The sequence below is a fragment of the Kitasatospora sp. NPDC002227 genome, assembly GCF_040296285.1.
Lineage (GTDB): Bacteria > Actinomycetota > Actinomycetes > Streptomycetales > Streptomycetaceae > Kitasatospora.
In genome coordinates, this window is sequence record NZ_JBEOWY010000010.1 from 41,287 (window position 1) to 60,561 (window position 19,275).

10 protein-coding genes are annotated in these 19,275 nt (G+C 70.2%); all 10 read right to left on the reverse strand.

Features of this window, described 5'->3' with window-relative positions; all coding sequences use genetic code 11:
- Positions 1-49 precede the first annotated feature (49 nt).
- The gene (locus ABT095_RS11645) at positions 50-2,902 is read right to left on the reverse strand and encodes a right-handed parallel beta-helix repeat-containing protein (protein ID WP_350529160.1); all 2,853 of its coding nucleotides are present in this window, start codon (positions 2,900-2,902) and stop codon (positions 50-52) included.
- 124 nt (positions 2,903-3,026) lie between these two features.
- Entirely contained in the window at positions 3,027-5,879 is a 2,853-nt protein-coding gene (locus ABT095_RS11650; RefSeq protein WP_350529161.1) for a PKD domain-containing protein, read from the reverse strand.
- 43 nt (positions 5,880-5,922) lie between these two features.
- Positions 5,923-8,778, reverse strand: coding sequence for a PKD domain-containing protein (locus ABT095_RS11655; RefSeq protein ID WP_350529162.1), 2,856 nt, complete (start codon positions 8,776-8,778; stop codon positions 5,923-5,925).
- A gap of 128 nt (positions 8,779-8,906) precedes the next feature.
- Positions 8,907-11,756, reverse strand: a complete 2,850-nt coding sequence (locus ABT095_RS11660; protein ID WP_350529163.1) for a PKD domain-containing protein — start codon at positions 11,754-11,756, stop codon at positions 8,907-8,909.
- Between the two features lie 126 nt (positions 11,757-11,882).
- A complete protein-coding gene (locus tag ABT095_RS11665; RefSeq protein ID WP_350529164.1) occupies positions 11,883-12,914 on the reverse strand; it encodes an ABC transporter ATP-binding protein in 1,032 nt (343 codons plus the stop codon).
- Positions 12,915-12,957: 43 nt separating this feature from the next.
- Entirely contained in the window at positions 12,958-14,043 is a 1,086-nt protein-coding gene (locus ABT095_RS11670) for an ABC transporter ATP-binding protein (protein ID WP_350529165.1), read from the reverse strand.
- Complete coding sequence (locus ABT095_RS11675) at positions 14,040-15,038, reverse strand: ABC transporter permease (protein WP_350529166.1); 999 nt, start codon at positions 15,036-15,038, stop codon at positions 14,040-14,042. Before ABT095_RS11675 ends, ABT095_RS11670 begins: the two co-directional genes overlap by 4 nt.
- Before the next feature lie 121 nt (positions 15,039-15,159).
- Complete coding sequence (locus ABT095_RS11680; protein ID WP_350529167.1) at positions 15,160-16,929, reverse strand: ABC transporter substrate-binding protein; 1,770 nt, start codon at positions 16,927-16,929, stop codon at positions 15,160-15,162.
- Between the two features lie 112 nt (positions 16,930-17,041).
- Entirely contained in the window at positions 17,042-18,037 is a 996-nt protein-coding gene (locus ABT095_RS11685) for an ABC transporter permease (protein ID WP_350529168.1), read from the reverse strand.
- 515 nt (positions 18,038-18,552) lie between these two features.
- Entirely contained in the window at positions 18,553-19,272 is a 720-nt protein-coding gene (locus tag ABT095_RS11690; protein ID WP_350529169.1) for an enhanced serine sensitivity protein SseB C-terminal domain-containing protein, read from the reverse strand.
- Positions 19,273-19,275: the final 3 nt, after the last annotated feature.

The following is a 19,275-nucleotide window of genomic DNA, read 5'->3' on the forward strand; positions in this document are numbered from 1 at the left end:
ACGAAGAGTCAGATGATCTCGTTGCCGCAGGCCACCGTACGTGTGCGGGTTACTTCGAGAAGTAGCCGAACAGGTCGGCGACCACCTGGGTGCTGCCCGCGAAGTTGTAGACGTCGAAGGCGCCGTTCGTCCCCAGCGGGGTCGTCACGTGGTTCGGGACCGTGCCGCCCGCCGGGAAGTTCACGTTCGACGTCCCCGGCTTCGTGGCACCGTCCGCCCACACCGTCAGGTAACCACCGGCCGTCGAAGCCGTGCTGGTCACGTTCAACACCGCACCCGTCGCACCCGCCGGGGCACCGGTGTCCACCTTCAGGAACTGCCCCGCACCCAGGGCGGACTGCTTCCGGGTGTCCACCAGGCGGGTCGGCACGACCGGCGTGAACAGCGAGGAGGCCGTGGGGCTGTAGTAGCCGAACACGTCCGCCACCACCTGCGTGTGGCCGAAGCGGTTGTAGACCGACACCTTGCCGTCCGCGCCGATCGGCACGACGACCTGGTTCGCCACCGTCTGACCGGCGGTGAAGTTCAGGTTCGACGTCCCCGGACGCGCCGTACCGCTCGCGTACGCCGTCAGGTAACCCCCCGCGTCCGAACCCGTGCTGGTCAGGTTCAGCACCACCGCCGTGGCGTCCGCCGGCACACCGGCCGCACCCCGCACCTGGATCGAGGTCGAGGCGTCCGGCCCCACCGCCGCCGACTTCCGGGTGTCCAGCAGCCGCGAAGGCGCCACCGCGTCGAACCGGGAGCCGGCGTCGGCCTGGTAGTAGCCCATCACGTCGACCACGACGTCCGTGGTCCCCGCGAAGTTGTCGATGACGATCTTGTCCTGGTCCCCGACGGGCACGGTCACCAGGTTCGGCACGGTCTGACCGGCCGTGAAGTTCACGTTCGAGGTGGCCGGACGGCCGGGGCCCAGCGGGTAGACGGTCAGGTAGCCGGCCTGCGAGGGGTTCACCGCCGTCACGTTCAGCACAGCGGCGTCCGCGTGCGGGTGGCCCGGCTGGGCCGGCACGGACACGGTCCGCGTCTGGCCCGGCCCGACGCGCTGGACGCCCAGCTCACCGGGCTGCCGGGTGTCGAGCACCCGGGTCGGCGTGATCGGCGTGAAGCCCAGCTTGTTGTACGCCGCGTGCACCACCTGCTTCACGGTGGCCGTCCTGCCGCCCTGGTCGGTGAGCGTGGCGGTCACGGTGTAGTCGCCGGGGCGGGCGTAGGAGTGCTTGCTGACGTTCGGGGCGGTGTACGCGGTCTGCACGGGCGTCCCGTCGCCGAAGTCCAGCTGGGTGGACCTGAAGTACCACGAGCTGGTGCTGTGGCTCAGGTCGAAGCTGAAGCCCAGCGGCCCGCCCAGGTCGCCGCGGGACTGGGGAGCGATCCGCAGGTCCACCGCCAGGTCGGCGGGATCGACGACCTCGACCCGGCTGTGGGACGTGTCGGTCATCTCGGCGTGCTCGGTCCCTCCGTGCACCGTGACCGTGGGCCGGTAGACGCCGTTCGTCCGGTAGACGTGCTGCACCTTCGTGTCCTTGGTGACCAGCGGCTCGGTGCCGTCACCGAAGTCGAAGGTGAAGGTGGTGGCCGGGTCCGACCAGCTCTGCCACTCGACGGAGGCGCTGGCGGTGACGGGCAGCGGGTTCGGCCCCTTGCCCTGCGAGACGGCGAGGCGGACCGGCCCGTACTCCTGGAGCTCCACCGCGCCGCGGTCGTAGTAGCCGCCGTCCGGACCGGAGTTGGCGGAGACCGGGGCGTCGATCCGCTGGCGGCCGTACAGGTCGGTGGCCAGCTCGCCCGGGGCGGCGGTGTCCGCCGAGTCGGTCGAACCGGTGGCCTCCTGCGGCGCCACCGAGCAGTTCATGCAGCCGGAGATCACACCGAATCCGAGCATCTCCCGCAGGTCGTGCGCCCCCTGCGCGGTCGTGGCGGTGAGCTCGGCGGGCTGCTGGTACGCCTGGCCGGCCCAGGAGTAGGCCGTGCCGCCGAGTTCGGGGTCGACCGTGTTGTAGTCGGCCTTGGTGCCGGGGGCGGACGCGGCGGACACCGCGATCTCCGCCAGGTACGGCTCGCTGTCCGACCGGTGGTTGAGCGCGACGACGTTGTTCTCCACCACCGCGTGGTCGGAGGCACCCGTCAGGGCGATCCCGTCCGCGGTGCCGCCGACCACCGTGTTGCTGACGACCACGGTGCCCGGCGCGTCCGTCACCCGGATGCCGGTGGACCAGTTGGCGGTGAGCGCGTTGGTGGTGACCACCGCGCCCGAGACCCCGGCGTCGACCACGATGCCGCCGGCGTTGCCGCCGCCCACCAGGTTGCGGCTGACCACCACCCCGTGGCTCGCACCGGTCAGGCGGACGGCCGGGGTGGCCGCCGAGGTGTTCGGCTGCGCGCCCACCCCCCGCCCGGCGCCGGCGATCGTGTTGGAGTCCAGCGTGATGTTGGAGGAGTCCCGGACCAGGAAGGCCTCCTCCGCCGTGTAGCTCGCGGTGAAGCCGCGGACCGTCACGTCGTGCACGCGGTCCAGGACGAATCCGTGCGAGTCGGCCGAGGTGGCCTGGCTCTGGTAGACACCGATGTCGGGCTTCGGGAGAACGCCGGACATCCCCTCGATGACGATCGGCTTGCCCGGCTCACCCGATCGACGAACCGTGACCTGCTCCAGGTACTCGCTGCCGCTCACCAGCACCCGCTGCCCGGGCCCGGCCGCGTCCACGCCCGCCTGGACGGTGCAGAACGGCTGCGCCATCGTGCCCGGGCCCGCGTCGGAGCACTTCGCAGCCCCCTTGATCACGTACAGCGTGTCGGCATCGGCCGCCACGGCCGGGACGGTCACCCCCGCTCCGAGGAGGCCGGTGGCGGCGGCCACGACGAAGGTGGCGAATGGGCGTCTGCGGCGTGCGCGCGACATGGGTGTCCCCCGGAGCGATCGGATCGAATGCGAAGTGGTGCCGGACATTCGATCCGACCGATCGTTTGTACTACACAAAGGTGGCACACGACCTAATTCAGGCCGTGTGCCACTCACCACAGCCCTACTTCGAGAAGTAGCCGAACAGGTCGGCGACCACCTGGGTGCTGCCCGCGAAGTTGTAGACGTCGAAGGCGCCGTTCGTCCCCAGCGGGGTCGTCACGTGGTTCGGCACGGTCGCCCCCGCCGGGAAGTTCACGTTCGACGTCCCCGGCTTCGGCGCACCGTCCGCCCACACCGTCAGGTAGCCGCCGGCCGTCGAAGCCGTGCTGGTCACGTTCAGCACCGCACCCGTCGCACCCGCCGGGACGCCCGTGTCCACCTTCAGGAACTTCCCCGTGCCCACGGCGGTCTGCTTCCGCGTGTCCACCAGGCGGGTCGGCACGACCGGGGTGAAGAGCGCACCCGACGGCCCGTAGTAACCGAACACGTCCGCCACCACGTGTGTGTGCCCGAAGCGGTTGTAGACCGACACCTTCCCGTCGTCGCCGATCGGCACGACCACCTGGTTCGCCACCGTCTGACCGGCGGTGAAGTTCAGGTTCGACGTCCCCGGCCGCCCCGTACCGCTCGCGTACGCCGTCAGGTAGCTCCCCGCGTCCGACGCCGTGGCCGTCAGGTTCAGCACCACCGCCGTCGCGTCGTTCGGGACGCCGGCCGTACCCCGCACCTGGATCGAGGTGCTCGAGTCCGGGCCCACCGCCGCCGACTTCCGGGTGTCCAGGAGCCGCGAAGGCGCCACCGCGCCGAAACGGCTGCCGCCGTCCTTCTCGTAGTAGCCCATCACGTCGACCACCACATCCGTGCCGCCGGAGAAGTTGTACAGCGTGATCCAGTTGTTCTGGCCGGTCGGAACGGTCACCAGGTTCGGCACCGTCTGCCCCGCCTTGAAGTTCACGTTCGAGGTCGCCGGACGGTCGGTGCCGTACGGGTAGACGCTCAGGTACCCGGCGCTGTCCGGGTTCACCGCCGTCACGTTCAGCACCGCCGCGTCCGCGTGCGGGTGGCCCGCCTGGGTCGGGACGTACAACGTCACCGACTGCCCCGGGGCGAGCCGCTGCGGGCGGCCGCCCATGTCCGGCTTCCGGCTGTCGAACACCCGGGTCGGCGTGATCGGGATGAAGCCCAGCTTGCCGTACACCGCGTGCACCACCTGCTTCACCGTGGCCGTCCTGCCGCCCTCGTCGGTCAGCGTCGCGGTGACGGAGTAGTCCCCGGGCCGCTGGTAGACGTGCGTGGAGGTGGGGTGGTACTGGTCGTGGCTCTCCTTGGGCGAGCCGTCGCCGTAGTCCAGCTGGTAGCCGGTGACGAGCCACGGGCTCGTGCTGTGCGTCAGGTCGAAGCTGAAGCCGAGCGGGCCGTCGCCCGAGGCCGAGACCGCGAGGTCCGGGGTCAGGTCGCCCGGTTCGTTGACGGTGACCGGCTGCAGAGCGATAGCCGTGGTGCTCATGTTCTCGCCCGTGCCCTTGGCCGTCACCTTGACGGTGTAGCTGCCCTTGGCCTGGTAGACGTGCTGCACCTTCGCGTCGGCGGTGGTCAGCTGGTCGCTGCCGTCGCCGAAGTCGTAGGTGTAGGTCGTGGTGTCCGGCCAGTTCTGCTTGGCCGTCGCCGTGACGGTCACCGGCAGCGGAAACGGCCCCTGCTTGAGGCTGGTCTGCACCCAGAAGGAGGCGAAGGCCTGGAGCTCCACCGCGCCACGGTCGTAGTAGCCCGCGCCCGTACCGGAGTTGACGGCCTGCGGATCGTCCACCCGGGGCTTGCCGTACAGGTCCGTGGTCAGCTCGCCGGGGGCCGCGGTGTCCGCCGAGTCCGTCGAACCGGAGGCGGCGGTCGGCCTCACCGTACCGCTGTTGTAACCGTCCAGACCGAAGGCCGGGGCCTCCTGGACGTCGTGAGCACCCTGACCGGACGCCTTGGCGAAGTCCGCGAGTCGCTGGTAGTCGGTACCGGCCCAGGAGTAGAGGGAGTTGGTGTAGGAGTAGAGGGAGTTGTAGTCCGCCTTGGTACCCGCCACCGAGTCCGCCGAGACGGACAGCTCCGCGATCTGCGGCAGATTCTGGTTGATCCAGCGCTCGTGCGCGAGGACGTTGTTCTCCACCACCGCGTGGTCGGACTTCCCCTCCAGGGTGATGCCGGACCCACCTGTGGTGACCACACTGTTGCTGGTGACCACCGTGCCCGGCGCGTCCGTCACCCGGATCCCGCGCGGTTGGTTGTACATCAGCGCGTTGGTCGTGATCACCGCACCGGTGACACCCGCCTCGACGGCGATGCCGTCCTCCGCGCTGAGCTTCAGGATGTTGCGGCTGACGGTCACTCCGGAGCTCGCCCCGGTCACCCGCACGGCCGGAGCCCCGGCCGGGATCACCGGCGGCTTTCCGCCGGCGGTCCAGCCGCTGCCGCTGCCGGCCGAGCCGATCTCGTTGCCTTCGACGGTGACCGCCGAAGAGTCCTTGACCAGGAACGCCTCCGCGGGCGTGTCGTCCACCTCGACACCTCGCACCGTCACGTCATGGACGTGGTCGAGTACGAAGCCACGCGCGAGGTCCGGCCGGAGGCCGGACGGGAAGACACAGATCAGGGGCTTCGGCTGGCCGGGCCGCCCCGCCACCACGATCGGCCGGCCCGGCTCGCCGGAGCGGTGCACGTCGACCTGCTCCGCATAGCAGCCATCCTTCCCGAAGGCGACCTGTACGGTCTGGCCCGGCTTCGCCGCGTCCACGCCCGCCTGGATGGTGCAGAACGGCTGCTCCTGGCTGCCTGCCCCACCGTCGGCGCAGTTCGCCGCGGAGTTGTCCACGTACAGCGTGTCGGCGTCGGCCGCCACGGCCGGCAGGGTCACCCCCGCACTGACCAGGCCGGTGGAGGCGACGACGATGGCGGCGGCGAGCCGACGGCTGCGGCGCAGGGATGACATGGTGGATCCCCCAATGAGCAGGTGTTTCATGACAGTTGACCGCTTACTGCTCGGAGAAGTAGCCGAACAGGTCGGCGACGACCTGGGTGCTGCCCGCGAAGTTGTAGACGTCGAAGGCGCCGTTCGTCCCCAGCGGGGTGGTCACGTGGTTCGGGACCGTGGCGCCCGCCGGGAAGTTCACGTTCGACGTCCCCGGCTTCGTGGCACCGTCCGCCCAGACCGTCAGGTAACCACCGGCCGTGGAGGCGGTGCTGGTCACGTTCAGCACCGCAGCCGTCGCACCCGCCGGAACACCCGTCGCGACCTTCAGGGACTTCCCCGCCCCCAGCGCGGTCTGCTTCCGCGTGTCCACCAGGCGGGTCGGCACGACCGGGGTGAACAGCGCACCTGACGGCCCGTAGTAACCGAACACGTCCGCCACCACGTGGGTGTGGCCGAACTTGTTGTAGACCGACACCTTCCCGTCCGCACCGATCGGCACGACGACCTGGTTCGCCACCGTCTGACCGGCCGCGAAGTTCAGGTTCGAGGTCCCCGGCCGCGCCGTACCGCTCGCGTACGCCGTCAGGTAACCCCCCACGTCGGAGGCCGTACTCGTCAGGTTCAGCACCACCGCCGTCGCGTCCGCCGGCACCCCCGCCGCACCCCGCACCTGGATCGAAGTGGAGGCATCCGGGCCCACCGCCGCCGACTTACGGGTGTCCAGCAGCCGCGAAGGCGCCACCGCGTCGAAGCGCGACCCGCCGCCGGACTGGTAGAAGCCCATCACGTCGACCACGACGTCCGTCGTGCCCGAGAAGTTGTAGAGCGTGACCTGCCCGCCCTCGCCGGTCGGCACGGTCACCAGGTTCGGCACCGTCTGCCCCGCCTTGAAGTTCACGTTCGAGGTCGCCGGGCGGTCGGTGCCGGACGGGTAGACGCTCAGGTAGCCGGCCTGCGAGGGGTTCACCGCCGTCACGTTCAGCACCAGGGCCGCCGGGGAGACCGGCGGCTGGCCCGGCTGCGCCGGGAGGGAGATGGTCGTCGACTCGCCCGGGCCCAGCCGGTGCGGGGGGTAGGGCCCCGTCGCCAGGCGGGTGTCGAGCACCCGGGTCGGCGTGATCGGGGTGAAGCCCAGCTTGCCGTAGGTCGCGTGGACCACCTGCTGCAGCTTGGCCGTCCTGCCGCCGCCGTCGGTCAGCGTCGCGGTGACGGTGTAGTCGCCGGGGCGCAGGTAGGTGTGCTCGAAGGTGGGGTGGTAGGAGTCGCCGGTCTCCTTCGGGGAGCCGTCGCCGTAGTCCAGCTGGTAGCCGGTGATGATCCAGGGGCTGGTGCTGTGGCTCAAGTCGAAGCCGAAGCCCAGCGGCCCGTGGTTCGCCTCCGGGGTGACCGCGAGCGCCGGGGTGAGGTCGCCCGGTTCGGTGACGGTGAACGGCTGGCTGGTCGCGGTGGCGCTCATGTTCTCGCCGGTGCCGGTGGCCGTCACCTTGACGGTGTAGCTGCCCTTGGCCTGGTAGACGTGCTGGACCTTCGCGTCGGCGGTGGTCAGCGGGTCGCTGCCGTCACCGAAGTCGTAGGTGTAGCTGGTGGTGTCCGGCCAGTTCTGCTTGGCCGTCGCCGTGACGGTCACCGGCAGCGGGTACGGCCCCTTGGTGGCGTCGGTGGAAACCCAGAGGGAGGCGAAGGCCTGGAACTCCACCGCGCCCCGGTCGTAGTAGCCCGCGCCCGTACCGGAGTTGACGGCCTGCGGATCGTCCACCCGGGGCTGGCCGTAGAGGTCCGTGGCCAGCTCGCCGGGCGCGGTGGCGTCCGCCGAGTCCGTCTGGCCGGTGGCGGCGGTCGGCGTCAGGGCGCCGTTGGGCGGGACCACGCCGAGAACCGGGGCTTCCTGGAGATCGTGGGCGCCCTGTCCGGTCGCCTTGGCGTAGTCCGTGAGCTGCTGGTAGTCGGTACCGGCCCAGGAGTAGGCCGCGTTGCCGGCCCCGGGGTCCACCGAGTTGTAGTCGGCCTTGGTCCCCGCCGCCGAGTCCGCCGAGACGGACAGCTCCGCGAGCTCCGGCTTCGTCTGGACGGTCGGGTTCCGGCGCGTCAGGACGTTGTTCTCCACCGTCGCGTGGTCGGACTTCCCGGCCAGGGTGATCTCGGCGCCGAAGCCGGCCACGGTGTTGCTGGTGACCACCGTGCCGGGGGCGTCCGTCACCCGGATCCCGCGCGGCTGCTCGGCCAGCAGCCCGTTGGTGGTGACGACCGCGCCGGTGACACCGGCCTCGACGGCGATGCCGTCCCCCTGGGCGTTGCTCACCCGGTTCCGGCTGAACGTCACCCCCGAGCTCGCCCCGGTCACCCGCAGGGCCGGTGCCCCGGGCTCGACGGACCGGGTCGAGGTGCCCGGGGCCCAGGCGCCCAGGCCGACGTCGTTGGTCCAGGTCCCGTCGACGGTGACCGCCGAGGAGTCCTTCACCAGGATCCCCTCCGCGGCCACTCCCTGGACCATGAAGCCGTGCACCGTCACGTCGTGCACGTGGTCGAGCAGGAAGCCCCGCGCATTCTCCGGCGAGGCCTCCGACCCGAACACCCCGACAGTGGGCTGGTGACGGCCGACCTGCCGCCCCGTCACCACGATCGGCTTTCCGGGCTCACCGGAGTGGTGCACGGTGACCTGCTCCGCGTAGTGGCCCTTGCCGTACTCGACCTGCACGGTCTGCCCCGGCTTCGCCGCGTCCACGCCCGCCTGGATGGTGCAGAACGGCTGCTCCTGGCTGCCCGTCCCACCGTCGGCGCAGTTCGCCGCGGAGTCGTCCACGTACAGCGTGACGGCATCGGCCGCCACGGCCGGCAGGGTCACCCCCGCACTGACCAGGCCGGTGGAGGCGACGACGAGGGCGGCGGCGAGCTGGCGTCTACGGCGGCTGTGCGACACGGTGATTCCCAGGTGCAGGTGGTCCAGGTGGTGACGGGCGTGGTGTCTGACACCTGATCCGCCCGGATGGTTGTACAGCACGGGAGGCGCACACGGTCCGTCAGGACCGTGTGCGCCTCACCACACCTCTACTTCGAGAAGTAACCGAACAGGTCGGCGACCACCTGGGTGCTGCCCGCGAAGTTGTAGACGTCGAAGGCGCCGTTCGTCCCCAGCGGGGTGGTCACGTGGTTCGGGACCGTGCCGCCCGCCGGGAAGTTCACGTTCGACGTCCCCGGCTTCGTGGCACCGTCCGCCCACACCGTCAGGTAGCCACCGGCCGTCGAAGCGGTACTCGTCACATTCAGCACGGCGCCCGTCGCACCCGCCGGGACTCCGGTGTTCACCTTCAGGGTGCCGCCCTGGCCCAGGGCGGTCTGCTTCCGGGTGTCCACCAGACGCGTCGGCACCACGGGAGTGAACAGCGAGGTCCCAGAGGCCCCGTAGTAACCGAAGACGTCCGCCACCACGTGGGTGTGGCCGAAGCGGTTGTAGACCGACACCTTGCCGTCCTCGCCGATCGGCACGACGACCTGGTTCGCCACCGTCTGACCGGCCGCGAAGTTCAGGTTCGACGTCCCCGGCCGGGTGGTCCCGCTCGGGTACGCCGTCAGGAAGCCGCCCGCGTCGGAGCCCGTGCTGGTCAGGTTCAGCACCACCGCAGTGGCGTCCGCCGGCACACCGGCCGCACCCCGCACCTGGATCGAGGTCGAAGCGTCCGGCCCCACCGCCGCCGACTTACGGGTGTCCAGCAGTCGTGCAGGCGCCACCGCGTCGAACCGCGAACCGGACCCCAGCTGGTAGTAGCCCATCACGTCCACGACCACGTCCGTGGTCCCCGCGAAGTTCTCGATGGTGACCGTGTTGCCCGGACCGGTGGGGACGGTCACCAGGTTCGGCACCGTCTGCCCGGCCTTGAAGTTCACGTTCGAGGTCGCCGGACGGTCGCCGTCCGTCGGATACACCTTCAGGTACCCGGCCTGGGACGGGTTCACCGCCGTCACGTTCAGCACCACGGCGTCGCCGTTGAGGTTGCCGGGCAGTCGGGGCAGCGAGACGGTGACCGCGGCGCCGGGGCCGAGGCGCGGGTACCCGCCGATGCCCGTGATCCGGGTGTCGAGCGCCCGGGTCGGCGTGATCGGTGTGAAGCCCAGCTTGCCGTAGGCCGCGTGCACCACCTGCTTGACCGTTGCCCTCCGGCCGCCCCGGTCCCACATGGTCAGGGTGACCGTGTAGTCCCCGGGCACGCGGTAGTTGTGCAGGACGGGGCTGGTGGGAAGGTCCCAGCCGCCCGGCAGCTCCGCACCGTCGCCGAAGTCCACCTGGTAGCCCGAGACGGGCCACGGACTGGTGCTGCGGCTCAGGTCGAAGGCGTAGCTGAGGGGGCCCTGGCCGTCACGGCGCTCCGCGGGGGTGATCCGGAGGTCCGGTACCAGGTCCCCCGGCGCCTTGACGGTCACCGGGTAGGGGGACTTGGTGGTGATGGTGGCGCCGTCGCCCGTACCGGTGGCGGTGACCGTGGGGGTGTACGTCCCGACCGCCTGATAGGTGTGCTGCGCCTTCGTGTCCTTGGTGACCAGCGGAGTGCTGCCGTCGCCGAAGTCGTAGGTGTAGGTGGTGGTGTCCGGCCAGTTCTGCTTGGCCGTCGCCGTGACCGTCACCGTGAGCGGGGTCGGGCCCTGGTAGATGTCGGAGGCGACGTCCAACCTGCTGTACGCCTCGAGCTCCGCCGCACCGCGGTCGTGGAAGCCGTTGGCGCCGTTGGCTGCATGCGGGTCGTCCACCCGCGGGCGGCCGTAGAGGTCGGTGGACAGCTCGCCGGGCGCCGAGGCGTCGGCCGAGTCGGTGGAGCCGGTCGCCCGGTCGGGGACCACCGAGGCGTTGAGTGACCGGGAGAGCGCGAACGGCGGGAGCTCGCGCAGGTCGTGCCCTCCCTGGCCGGTCGCCGCGGAGAAGAAGTCGGGCTGCTGGTAGGCGTTCCCGCCCCAGGAGTAGGCGGTTCCCCCGGCGTACGGGAGCAGGGTGTTGTAGTCGGCCTTCGTCCCGGCGACCGAACCGGCGGACACCGAGAGCGAGACGGGGTCGGCCCCGGCGGGGGCCGTGGACGCGGTGTCCGCGATGATGTTGTTCTCCACCGTCGCGTGGTCGGAGGCCCCGGCGACCACCACGCCGGGCAGCGCCTCGCGCAGCACGGTGTTGCCGGTGACCACGGTGCCCGGGGCGTCCGTCACCCGGACTCCCGCGCCCAGCCCGTTGGTGACCGCGTTGGTGGTGAGGACGGCGCCGGCCACCCCGGGGTCCACCACCAGTCCGTCCCCCGCGCCGCCCTCGACGAGGTTGCGGCTCACCACGACGCCGTCGCTCGCGCCGGTCACCCGGACCGAGGCGGCGCCGCGCGGCACCGTCGGTGTGTGGACCCAGGAGTCGCTGCCCTGGCCGGCGTACATGATCTCGTTCGAGTCGAGGGTGATCCCGGCGGAGTCCTTGACCAGGACCGCCTCGGCCGCGGTGTTGCTCAGGTAGAAGCCCCGCACCGTCACGTCGTGCACGTGGTCCAGCAGGAAGGCGTGCGAGGTGTCCGGGCCGGCCTTCCCGGCGGGGACACCGATCTGGGGGCGCGGCATCACGCCGGGCTCGCCCTGGATGACGATCGGCTTGCCCGGTGCACCGGAGTGGTGCGGGGTGACCTGCTCCTCGAGCGTGGTGCCGTAGACCCGCACCGTCTGCCCGGGCTGTGCGGCGTCCGCCCCCTCCTGGACCGTGCAGAACGGGTGCTCCACGGTGCCGGGCCCGGCGTCGGAGCACGTCGGCCCCTGGATGACGTACAGCACGTCGGTTTCGGCAGCCACGGCCGGGAGGGTCACCCCCGTGCTGACCACGCCGGTGGCGGCGACGACGAGAGCGGCGGCGAGTCGGTGCCGGCGGCGCGAGTGTGACACGGGGATCCCCAGGGTGATCGGTTCAGGGCAGGGCACCACGTCAGACATCCGCTCCACCCGGATGGTTGTACGAAAAAAGGGGCACCCGATCCGTGCGGATCGGATGCCCCTTCTCCCGGGGAGCCGTCAGGCGGCGTTCTCCGGGAAGTGGCAGGCCACCTGGTGGCCGGCCTTGGCGATCTGGAGCGGCGGCTCCTGGACGGAGCAGATGTCCTGGACCTTCCAGCAGCGGGTGCGGAAGCGGCAGCCGCTCGGCGGGTTCAGCGGGGACGGGACGTCGCCCTTGAGCAGGATGCGCTCGCGCGCCTCCTTGCGCTTGGGGTCCGGCGTCGGGACGGCGGACATCAGCGCGTTGGTGTACGGGTGCATCGGCGACTTGTAGAGCGAGTCGCGGTCGGCGATCTCGACCACCTTGCCGAGGTACATCACGGCGACCCGGTCAGACACGTGCCGGACGACCGAGAGGTCGTGCGCGATGATCACGTAGGTGAGGCCGAGCTCCTGCTGGAGGTCGTCCAGCAGGTTGACCACCTGGGCCTGGATCGAGACGTCCAGGGCCGAGACCGGCTCGTCCGCGACGATCATCTTCGGCTTGAGGGCCAGCGCGCGGGCGATGCCGATGCGCTGGCGCTGGCCGCCGGAGAACTCGTGCGGGTAGCGGTTGTAGTGCTCGGGGCTAAGACCGCAGAGCTCGAGCAGGTCCTGCACCGCCTTCTTGACCCCGCCCTCGGGCTCGACGCCCTGGAGCTTGAACGGCGCGCCGACGATGGTGCCGACGGTGTGCCGCGGGTTCAGCGAGGAGTACGGGTCCTGGAAGATCATCTGGATGTCGCGGCGCAGCGGACGCATCGCCGAGACACCCAGGTGCGTGATGTCGGTGCCCTGGAACTGGATCTTCCCGCCGGTCGGCTCGTCCAGCCGGGTGATCAGGCGGCCCATGGTGGACTTGCCACAGCCCGACTCGCCGACCACGCCGAGGGTCTCCCCGGCGTTGACGGTGAAGTCGATGCCGTCGACGGCCCGGACCGCGCCGGTCTGACGGCGCAGCAGGCCCTTGGTGATCGGGAAGTGCCTGGTGAGGCCCTCCACCCGGAGCAGCGGCTCGCGATCGGCGGCCGGGGCGGGCGAGGGGATGGTCGCCGTCTGACTGTCCGTCATGAGGTTTCTCCAAAAAGGTGGTGCGCAGCGGCCTGGAACGCGCTCACAGTCGGGGCGCGATCTCGTCGGCGAAGATCTGGTGCCGCTGGGCCGCCGGGAGGTGGCACGCGGCGTGGTGGCCGGGCTTGACCTCGGCGAACGCCGGGACCTCGCTGGTGGAACGGCCGCCGGTCAGCTCCGCGTACGGGCAGCGCGGGTGGAAGGCGCAGCCCGAGGGCACGTTGATCAGGCTGGGCGGGGTGCCCTTGACCGGCACGAGCCGCTCCTGCAGCTCCCGGTCCAGTCGCGGCATCGAGCCGAGCAGGCCCCAGGTGTAGGGGTGCTCGGGGGCCTCGAAGACCTGGGCCGCGGGGCCGCGCTCGACCGACTTGCCGCCGTACATCACCAGGATGTCGTCGGCCAGCTCGGCGACGACGCCCAGGTCGTGGGTGATGATGATGACGGCCGAGCCGAACTCCTTCTGCAGATCCCGCATGAGGTCCAGGATCTGCGCCTGGACGGTGACGTCCAGGGCGGTGGTCGGCTCGTCGGCGATGAGCAGCGAGGGGTCGTTGACCAGGGCCATCGCGATCATCGCGCGCTGGCGCATACCGCCGGAGAACTCGTGCGGGTAGGCGTCCACCCGCTTGTCCGGCTGCGGGATGCCGACCCGGTCGAGCATCTCGATCGCGCGGGTGCGGGCCTGCTTCTTGTTCACGCCCGGGTGGTGGGCGCGGTAGCCCTCCATGATCTGCTGGCCGACCGTGTAGTACGGGTGCATGGCGGTCAGCGGGTCCTGGAAGATCATCGCCATCTTCTGGCCGCGCAGCTTGCGCACGTGGTCGGGGTCGGCGGCGATGAGCTCCTCGCCGTCCAGCCAGACCTCGCCGGAGATCTGCGGGGCGCCGCGCTTGGTGCCCCGGCGGTGCAGACCCATGATCGAGAGCGAGGTGACCGACTTGCCGGAGCCGGACTCGCCCACGATGCCGAGGGTCTTGCCCTTCTCCAGGTCGAAGCTCAGGCCGTTGACGGACTTGACCAGGCCGTCGTCGGTGGGGAAGTGCACCTTCAGGTCGCGCACGGAGAGGAAGGCGCCGGGGCCGTCCGCCTTGACGGTGGCCGGGGTGGCGCTGTTTTCGGTCTTGCTCATGCCAGCCTCACCCGAGGATCGACAACGGCGTACAACACGTCAACCACGAGGTTCGCCAGGATGATGAAGAAGCCGGCGAAGAGCGTGACACCCATGATCACCGGGAGGTCGCTGGCGCTGATCGCCGCGACCGCCTCGTAGCCGAGGCCACGGAAGTTGAAGGTGGTCTCGGTGAGCACCGCGCCGCCGATCAGACCGCCGAGGTCCATACCGAAGACGGTGAGGATCGGGGTGAGGGTGGAGCGCATGGCGTGCTTGCCGATGACCGTCCGCTCGCCGAGGCCCTTGGCCCGGGCGGTGCGGATGTAGTCCTCGCCGAGGACGTCGAGCAGGGTGGCCCGGGTGAGCCGGGCGTACGTGGCGGAGAACAGGAAGGCCAGGGTGATCCAGGGGAGCACCAGGTTCTCGAACCACATCACCGGGTCGTCGGACAGGTTCACGTAACTGTTCGGGAACCAGCCGAGCTGGTGCACGAAGATCGCCAGGGCGATCAGACCGGTGAAGTACATCGGGAGCGACACACCGGCGAGCGCGGTGGTCATGGTGATGCGGTCCAGCGCGGTGCGCCGCTTGAGGGCGGAGATCACACCGGTGCCGACACCGAGGACGAGCCACAGGATCGACGCGCCGGAGGCGAGCGAGGCGGTGACGCTGAGGCGGTCCAGGAGGACCGGCCAGACTTCCTGCTCGGTCTTGAAGGAGTAACCGAAGCACGGCGCGGAGCAGTGGGTGATGTCCACACCGGTGCTGTAGTCACGCCCGACGAACAGACCCTTGAGGAAGAGCAGGTACTGCTCGAGGATCGACTTGTCGAGGCCCATCTTGTGCCGGATGCCCTCGATCGCCTCGGGACTGGCGATCTTGCCAACGTAGAGCATGGCCGGGTCGGTCCCGGTGAGCTTCGGCACCATGAAGAAGATGCCGAAGGTGACCATGGAGACCACCAGAAGCATGGCGACGACGTTCACAAGCCGTCGGATGAAATACACGAGCATTGCGGTCGGCGCCGCCGGGCGCCGGCCGGTCCTCCTGTAGGAGTCCCGGCCGGCCCCGGCGGACGCCCTCACCTGCCCTTCGGACTAGCTGAGCGAAACTACGGAAGCGGGTGAGGGAACGTCACTTGCCGTCGGAGACACCGAGGGCCTGGAAGTCCACCTCGCCGAAGGCGTCGGAGACGTAGACGTTGGTCAGGCGCGGGTTGCGGTAGTTGAGCGCCTTGTCGGCCACGATCGGCAGCCAGTAGGCCCCGTCGGTGACCTTGTGGTTGATCTGCTTGTAGAGGTCAGCAGCCTTGGTCGGGTCGGTCTCGACGGCGGCCTTGTCGAACAGGGCGTCGACGGCCGGGTCGCTGATCTCCGGGTAGTTGCTGTTGCCGTTCTTGACGATGAAGCGGCTGTCCATGAGCGGCTGCATGTAGCCGGAGCCGTTCGGGTAGTCGGCGCCCCAGCCGGCGACCATCAGGCCGTAGCCCTTCTGGTGCACGACGTCCGGCGCACCGATGACCGACGGGAGCAGCTTGCCGTCGTACTGGTCGACGGTGACGTCCACGTTGATCGCCTTGAGCGCGGTCTGGAGGGCGACGGCGGAGTCGACCTCCTTCTTCTTGTTGCCACGCACGGCGATGGTGGTCTTGAAGCCGTCCGGCTTGCCACAGGCGGCCAGCTCGGACTTCGCCTTGGCGAGGTCCGGGGTGCCCTTGGTCAGGTTGAACGGGTCGTAGTCGTCCGAGCCCGCGATGTTCGGGGGCAGCATCGAGCCGTAGAGCGAACCGGCCGTCTGGCCGCCACGGGCGGTCTGCAGGGCCTTGGTGTCGGCCGCGTACAGGACGGCGCTACGGCAGTGGACGTTGTCGAACGGCGCGACCTTGGAGGAGATCGCGATGAAGCGGATGAAGCCGTTGTACGGGTCGTCCGTGTTGGCCTTGAGCTTCGGGTCGGTCAGGACCTTGACCTGGGCGGCCTGCGAGAGACCGGTCTGCGACCAGTCGAGGTCGGCGGTGCCGTCCAGCTCGCGGTTGTCCATGTCGTCCGCGTTGGTGGTGACGGTCAGCTTGACGACGTCCGGCAGGGCCTTGCGGAACGGGTCGGTGGCCGGGTCCCAGTTGGGGTTGCGGACCAGCTCGTAGTACTTGCCGGCCTGCGCGGTCTTGAACATGTACGGGCCCGAGGAGACCGGGTGGTCACCGTACTTGGAGCCGGTGTCCGACTTCATCGGGACCGGCGCGGCGGAGCCCATCGCGAGCAGGTACGGGAAGGACGAGTCCGGGGTCTTCAGGTTGAAGACGATGGTGGTGTCGTCCGGGGTCTGGACCGTCTTCAGGCCCAGCTTGTCCGGAGCGGTGTCCTTGTACGGGCCGGGGTAGTTCTGGCCCTGGTCGAGGGAGCTGACCAGGTAGACCGGGCCGCCGGAGATGACGTCCTGCGCGAAGATGCGCTCGATGCCGTACTTGATGTCCTTCGAGGTGATCGGCGAGCCGTCCTCGAACTTCAGGCCGCTCTTCAGCTTGAAGGTGTAGGTCTTCTTGTCGTCCGAGATGGTCGGCTGCGCGGCGGCCAGGTCGGGGACGAGCTTCAGGCCGTCCTTGCCCGGCTTGCCGTCGAAGGCGAGCAGGGTGCGGGCGTAGTAGCGCTCGAAGTTCCACACCGAGGCGTAGTAGGCACGGCCCGGGTCCATCGAGTCGGCGTCGGTGCTCGTCCAGAGGTTGAGCGTGCCGCCCTTCTTGTCGGAGGGGTTCAGCACCTTGTCGACGGCGGCGTTGAAGCCGCCCTGCGCCGAAGCACCGGCCGACGGGCTGGTGCCGCCGCTCTTGGAGCCGCCACAGGCCGAGATGGTGAGAGCCAGCGTCGCCGCGAGGGCGGCGGCGGCAAGCGTCCGGTTACGCGTCATGGGTACTGATTCCTCCTGGAGAAGTGCGGGCCTGAGCGGTCCGCCGGGGGTGGGTGAAACCCCCGAGAACAGTGGGATCGGGCGGGGCCGATCGAGGGGCTGTGAAGCGGGCTCAGTTGCCCTTGGGGTCGAGCGCGTCGCGCAGGCCGTCACCGAAGAGGTTGAAGGCGAGCACGGTGACGAAGATCGCCAGACCCGGGATGACCATGTAGGTCGGGTCGGACTGGTAGATCCCGATGGCGTCGTTGAGCATCTGGCCCCAGGAGGGGGTCGGCGGCTTGACACCGGCACCGAGGAAGCTGAGCGCGGCCTCGCTGAGGATGTTGGTCGGGATGATCAGCGTCATGTAGACGAGGATCGGAGCGACCAGGTTGGGCAGCAGTTCCTTGAGCAGGATGTGGCCGCTGCCGGCACCGAGGCTGCGGGCGGCGTCGATGTACTCGCGCTCGCGCAGCGACATCACCTGCCCGCGCACGATGCGGCCGATGTACGGCCAGCCGAAGAAGCCGATGACGACGACCAGGATGACCATCCGCAGGAACGAACCGCTGAGACCGATCAGGTCGTTGGGCATCACCGAGATCAGCGCGATGGAGAAGAGCAGCTGCGGGAAGGCCAGCAGCACGTCCATGACCCGGCTGATGACGGAGTCGATCCAGCCGCCGAAGAAGCCGGCGGCCATGCCGAGGAGGACACCGATCACGGTGGAGAGGGCGGCGGCGGAGAAGGCCACGCCGAGCGAGACCCGGGCGCCGTAGACGACCCGGCTGAAGACGTCGCGGCCGAACTTCGGGTCGACGCCGAGCCAGAAGTCGCCGCTGATGCCGCCGTAGGCGCCGTTGGGCAGACCGAGGTCCGGGTTGATCTGGTCCGGGTGCGGTTCGTCCACCGGGTGGCCGAACAGCGAGATGATCACCGGCGCGAAGATCGCCACCAGAATCAGCAGGACCACCACGGCGCCGCCGAAGAGCGCGACCTTGTCGCGCTTCAGGCGGGCCCAGGCGATCTTGCCGGGCGAGCGGCCCTCGATCTTCTTCGGCGCGGCTACGGAGGCGGCCTCAGGCCCGGCCTCGGCGGCGGAGCCGGTGGTCTCGGTGGGTGTGGTCATGAGTCAGTTCGTTCCCCTCGCCGACGGTGGCCGGCCCACGGTGTCCTGGACGTGCGCGGAGGGCCGGACCCGGTCCGGGCCCGGTGCCGAGGACGGTCCGGTTGTTCGCGACTGTGCGGTGCGGTGCGTCGGTGCGGTGGTGCCGTCGCCAGGTGGCTGCGGCGGTGCAGATCGATGTCAGGGGTCCCCGCGGTGCCGGCGCGCGTTGTGGGGGCGCGGCGGTCGGGGCGGGGGGTGGTGCAAGGCAGTGAAGAGGTGGAGCGTCACAGAATTTCTGTAGTTCAGGCTGCGCGTTGGGCCCTCGTGGGGCTGGTCCCGCGCACTGCACTGCGGAGACTCTCCGTCATCGGAGCAGCGTTCCGCCAGACCTGGCTGCCGAAGGATGCCCAACTGTGATCTGTCGGCATGCATCGGTGATCTTGCCGCATAACGCTCTTCACACAGCTGTTACCGGCGGGGCCGGGCGCCTACGACCGAGATGACTGCGGCTCAGCTCCATCGCATGCGAAGGGAGTTCAGTGCTGGGGCGGAGGCCAGCCGTAGCCCGGGCGCGGCGCGGCCTCGCGGTCGTAGAACGGGCGGGCCTGGGCGCGCATCCACAGCGCCACCGGGTCGTAGTCGTCGGCCAGCAGCACGGTCGAGACCGAGAGGCCCTCCGGAGCGTGCCCGAGCGCACGCTGCACCAGCGCCCGGACGGCCTCCACCGCGGGGGGTGAGGCGTCGTAGAGGTCGAGGCCGATCGCCAGGTACTCCCCGCCGAGCACCGGGCGCACCCAGGCGGCCCGCAGCGCCCGCAGGCACGACAGCTCGGCCCCCTGCTGGGCCAGCACGGCGTAGAACTGCGGCGCGTTCAGCTGCGGCTCGCTCAGCTGCAGCGGGCCGGCCGGCAGCCGGTCGAGCCCGGCGGCCACCCGGCGCAGGTCGGCCCAGGGGATACCGACCCCGCCGCCGGGCGCGTGCGGGTTGAGCCACAGGCCCCAGCGGGTGCGGTAGAGGGCACTGGCGATCTCGGTGCCGGGGATCACCTCGTGCGCCCGGGCCCAGCCGGAGGCGGCCAGCTGCTCGGCGGAGGTGACGGCGGGGGCGTAGCCGAGCCCGCCGATCTCCATGTTCCCGTACTGCGCGTCGGGGCTGCCGGGCTGTCCGTGCCACAGCAGCATCCACACCTCGCCCTCGGCGAGCGCGCGGAGCAGCTGTTCGTACGCCTCGTACCGCTCTGGCGCGACCTCACGCATGGC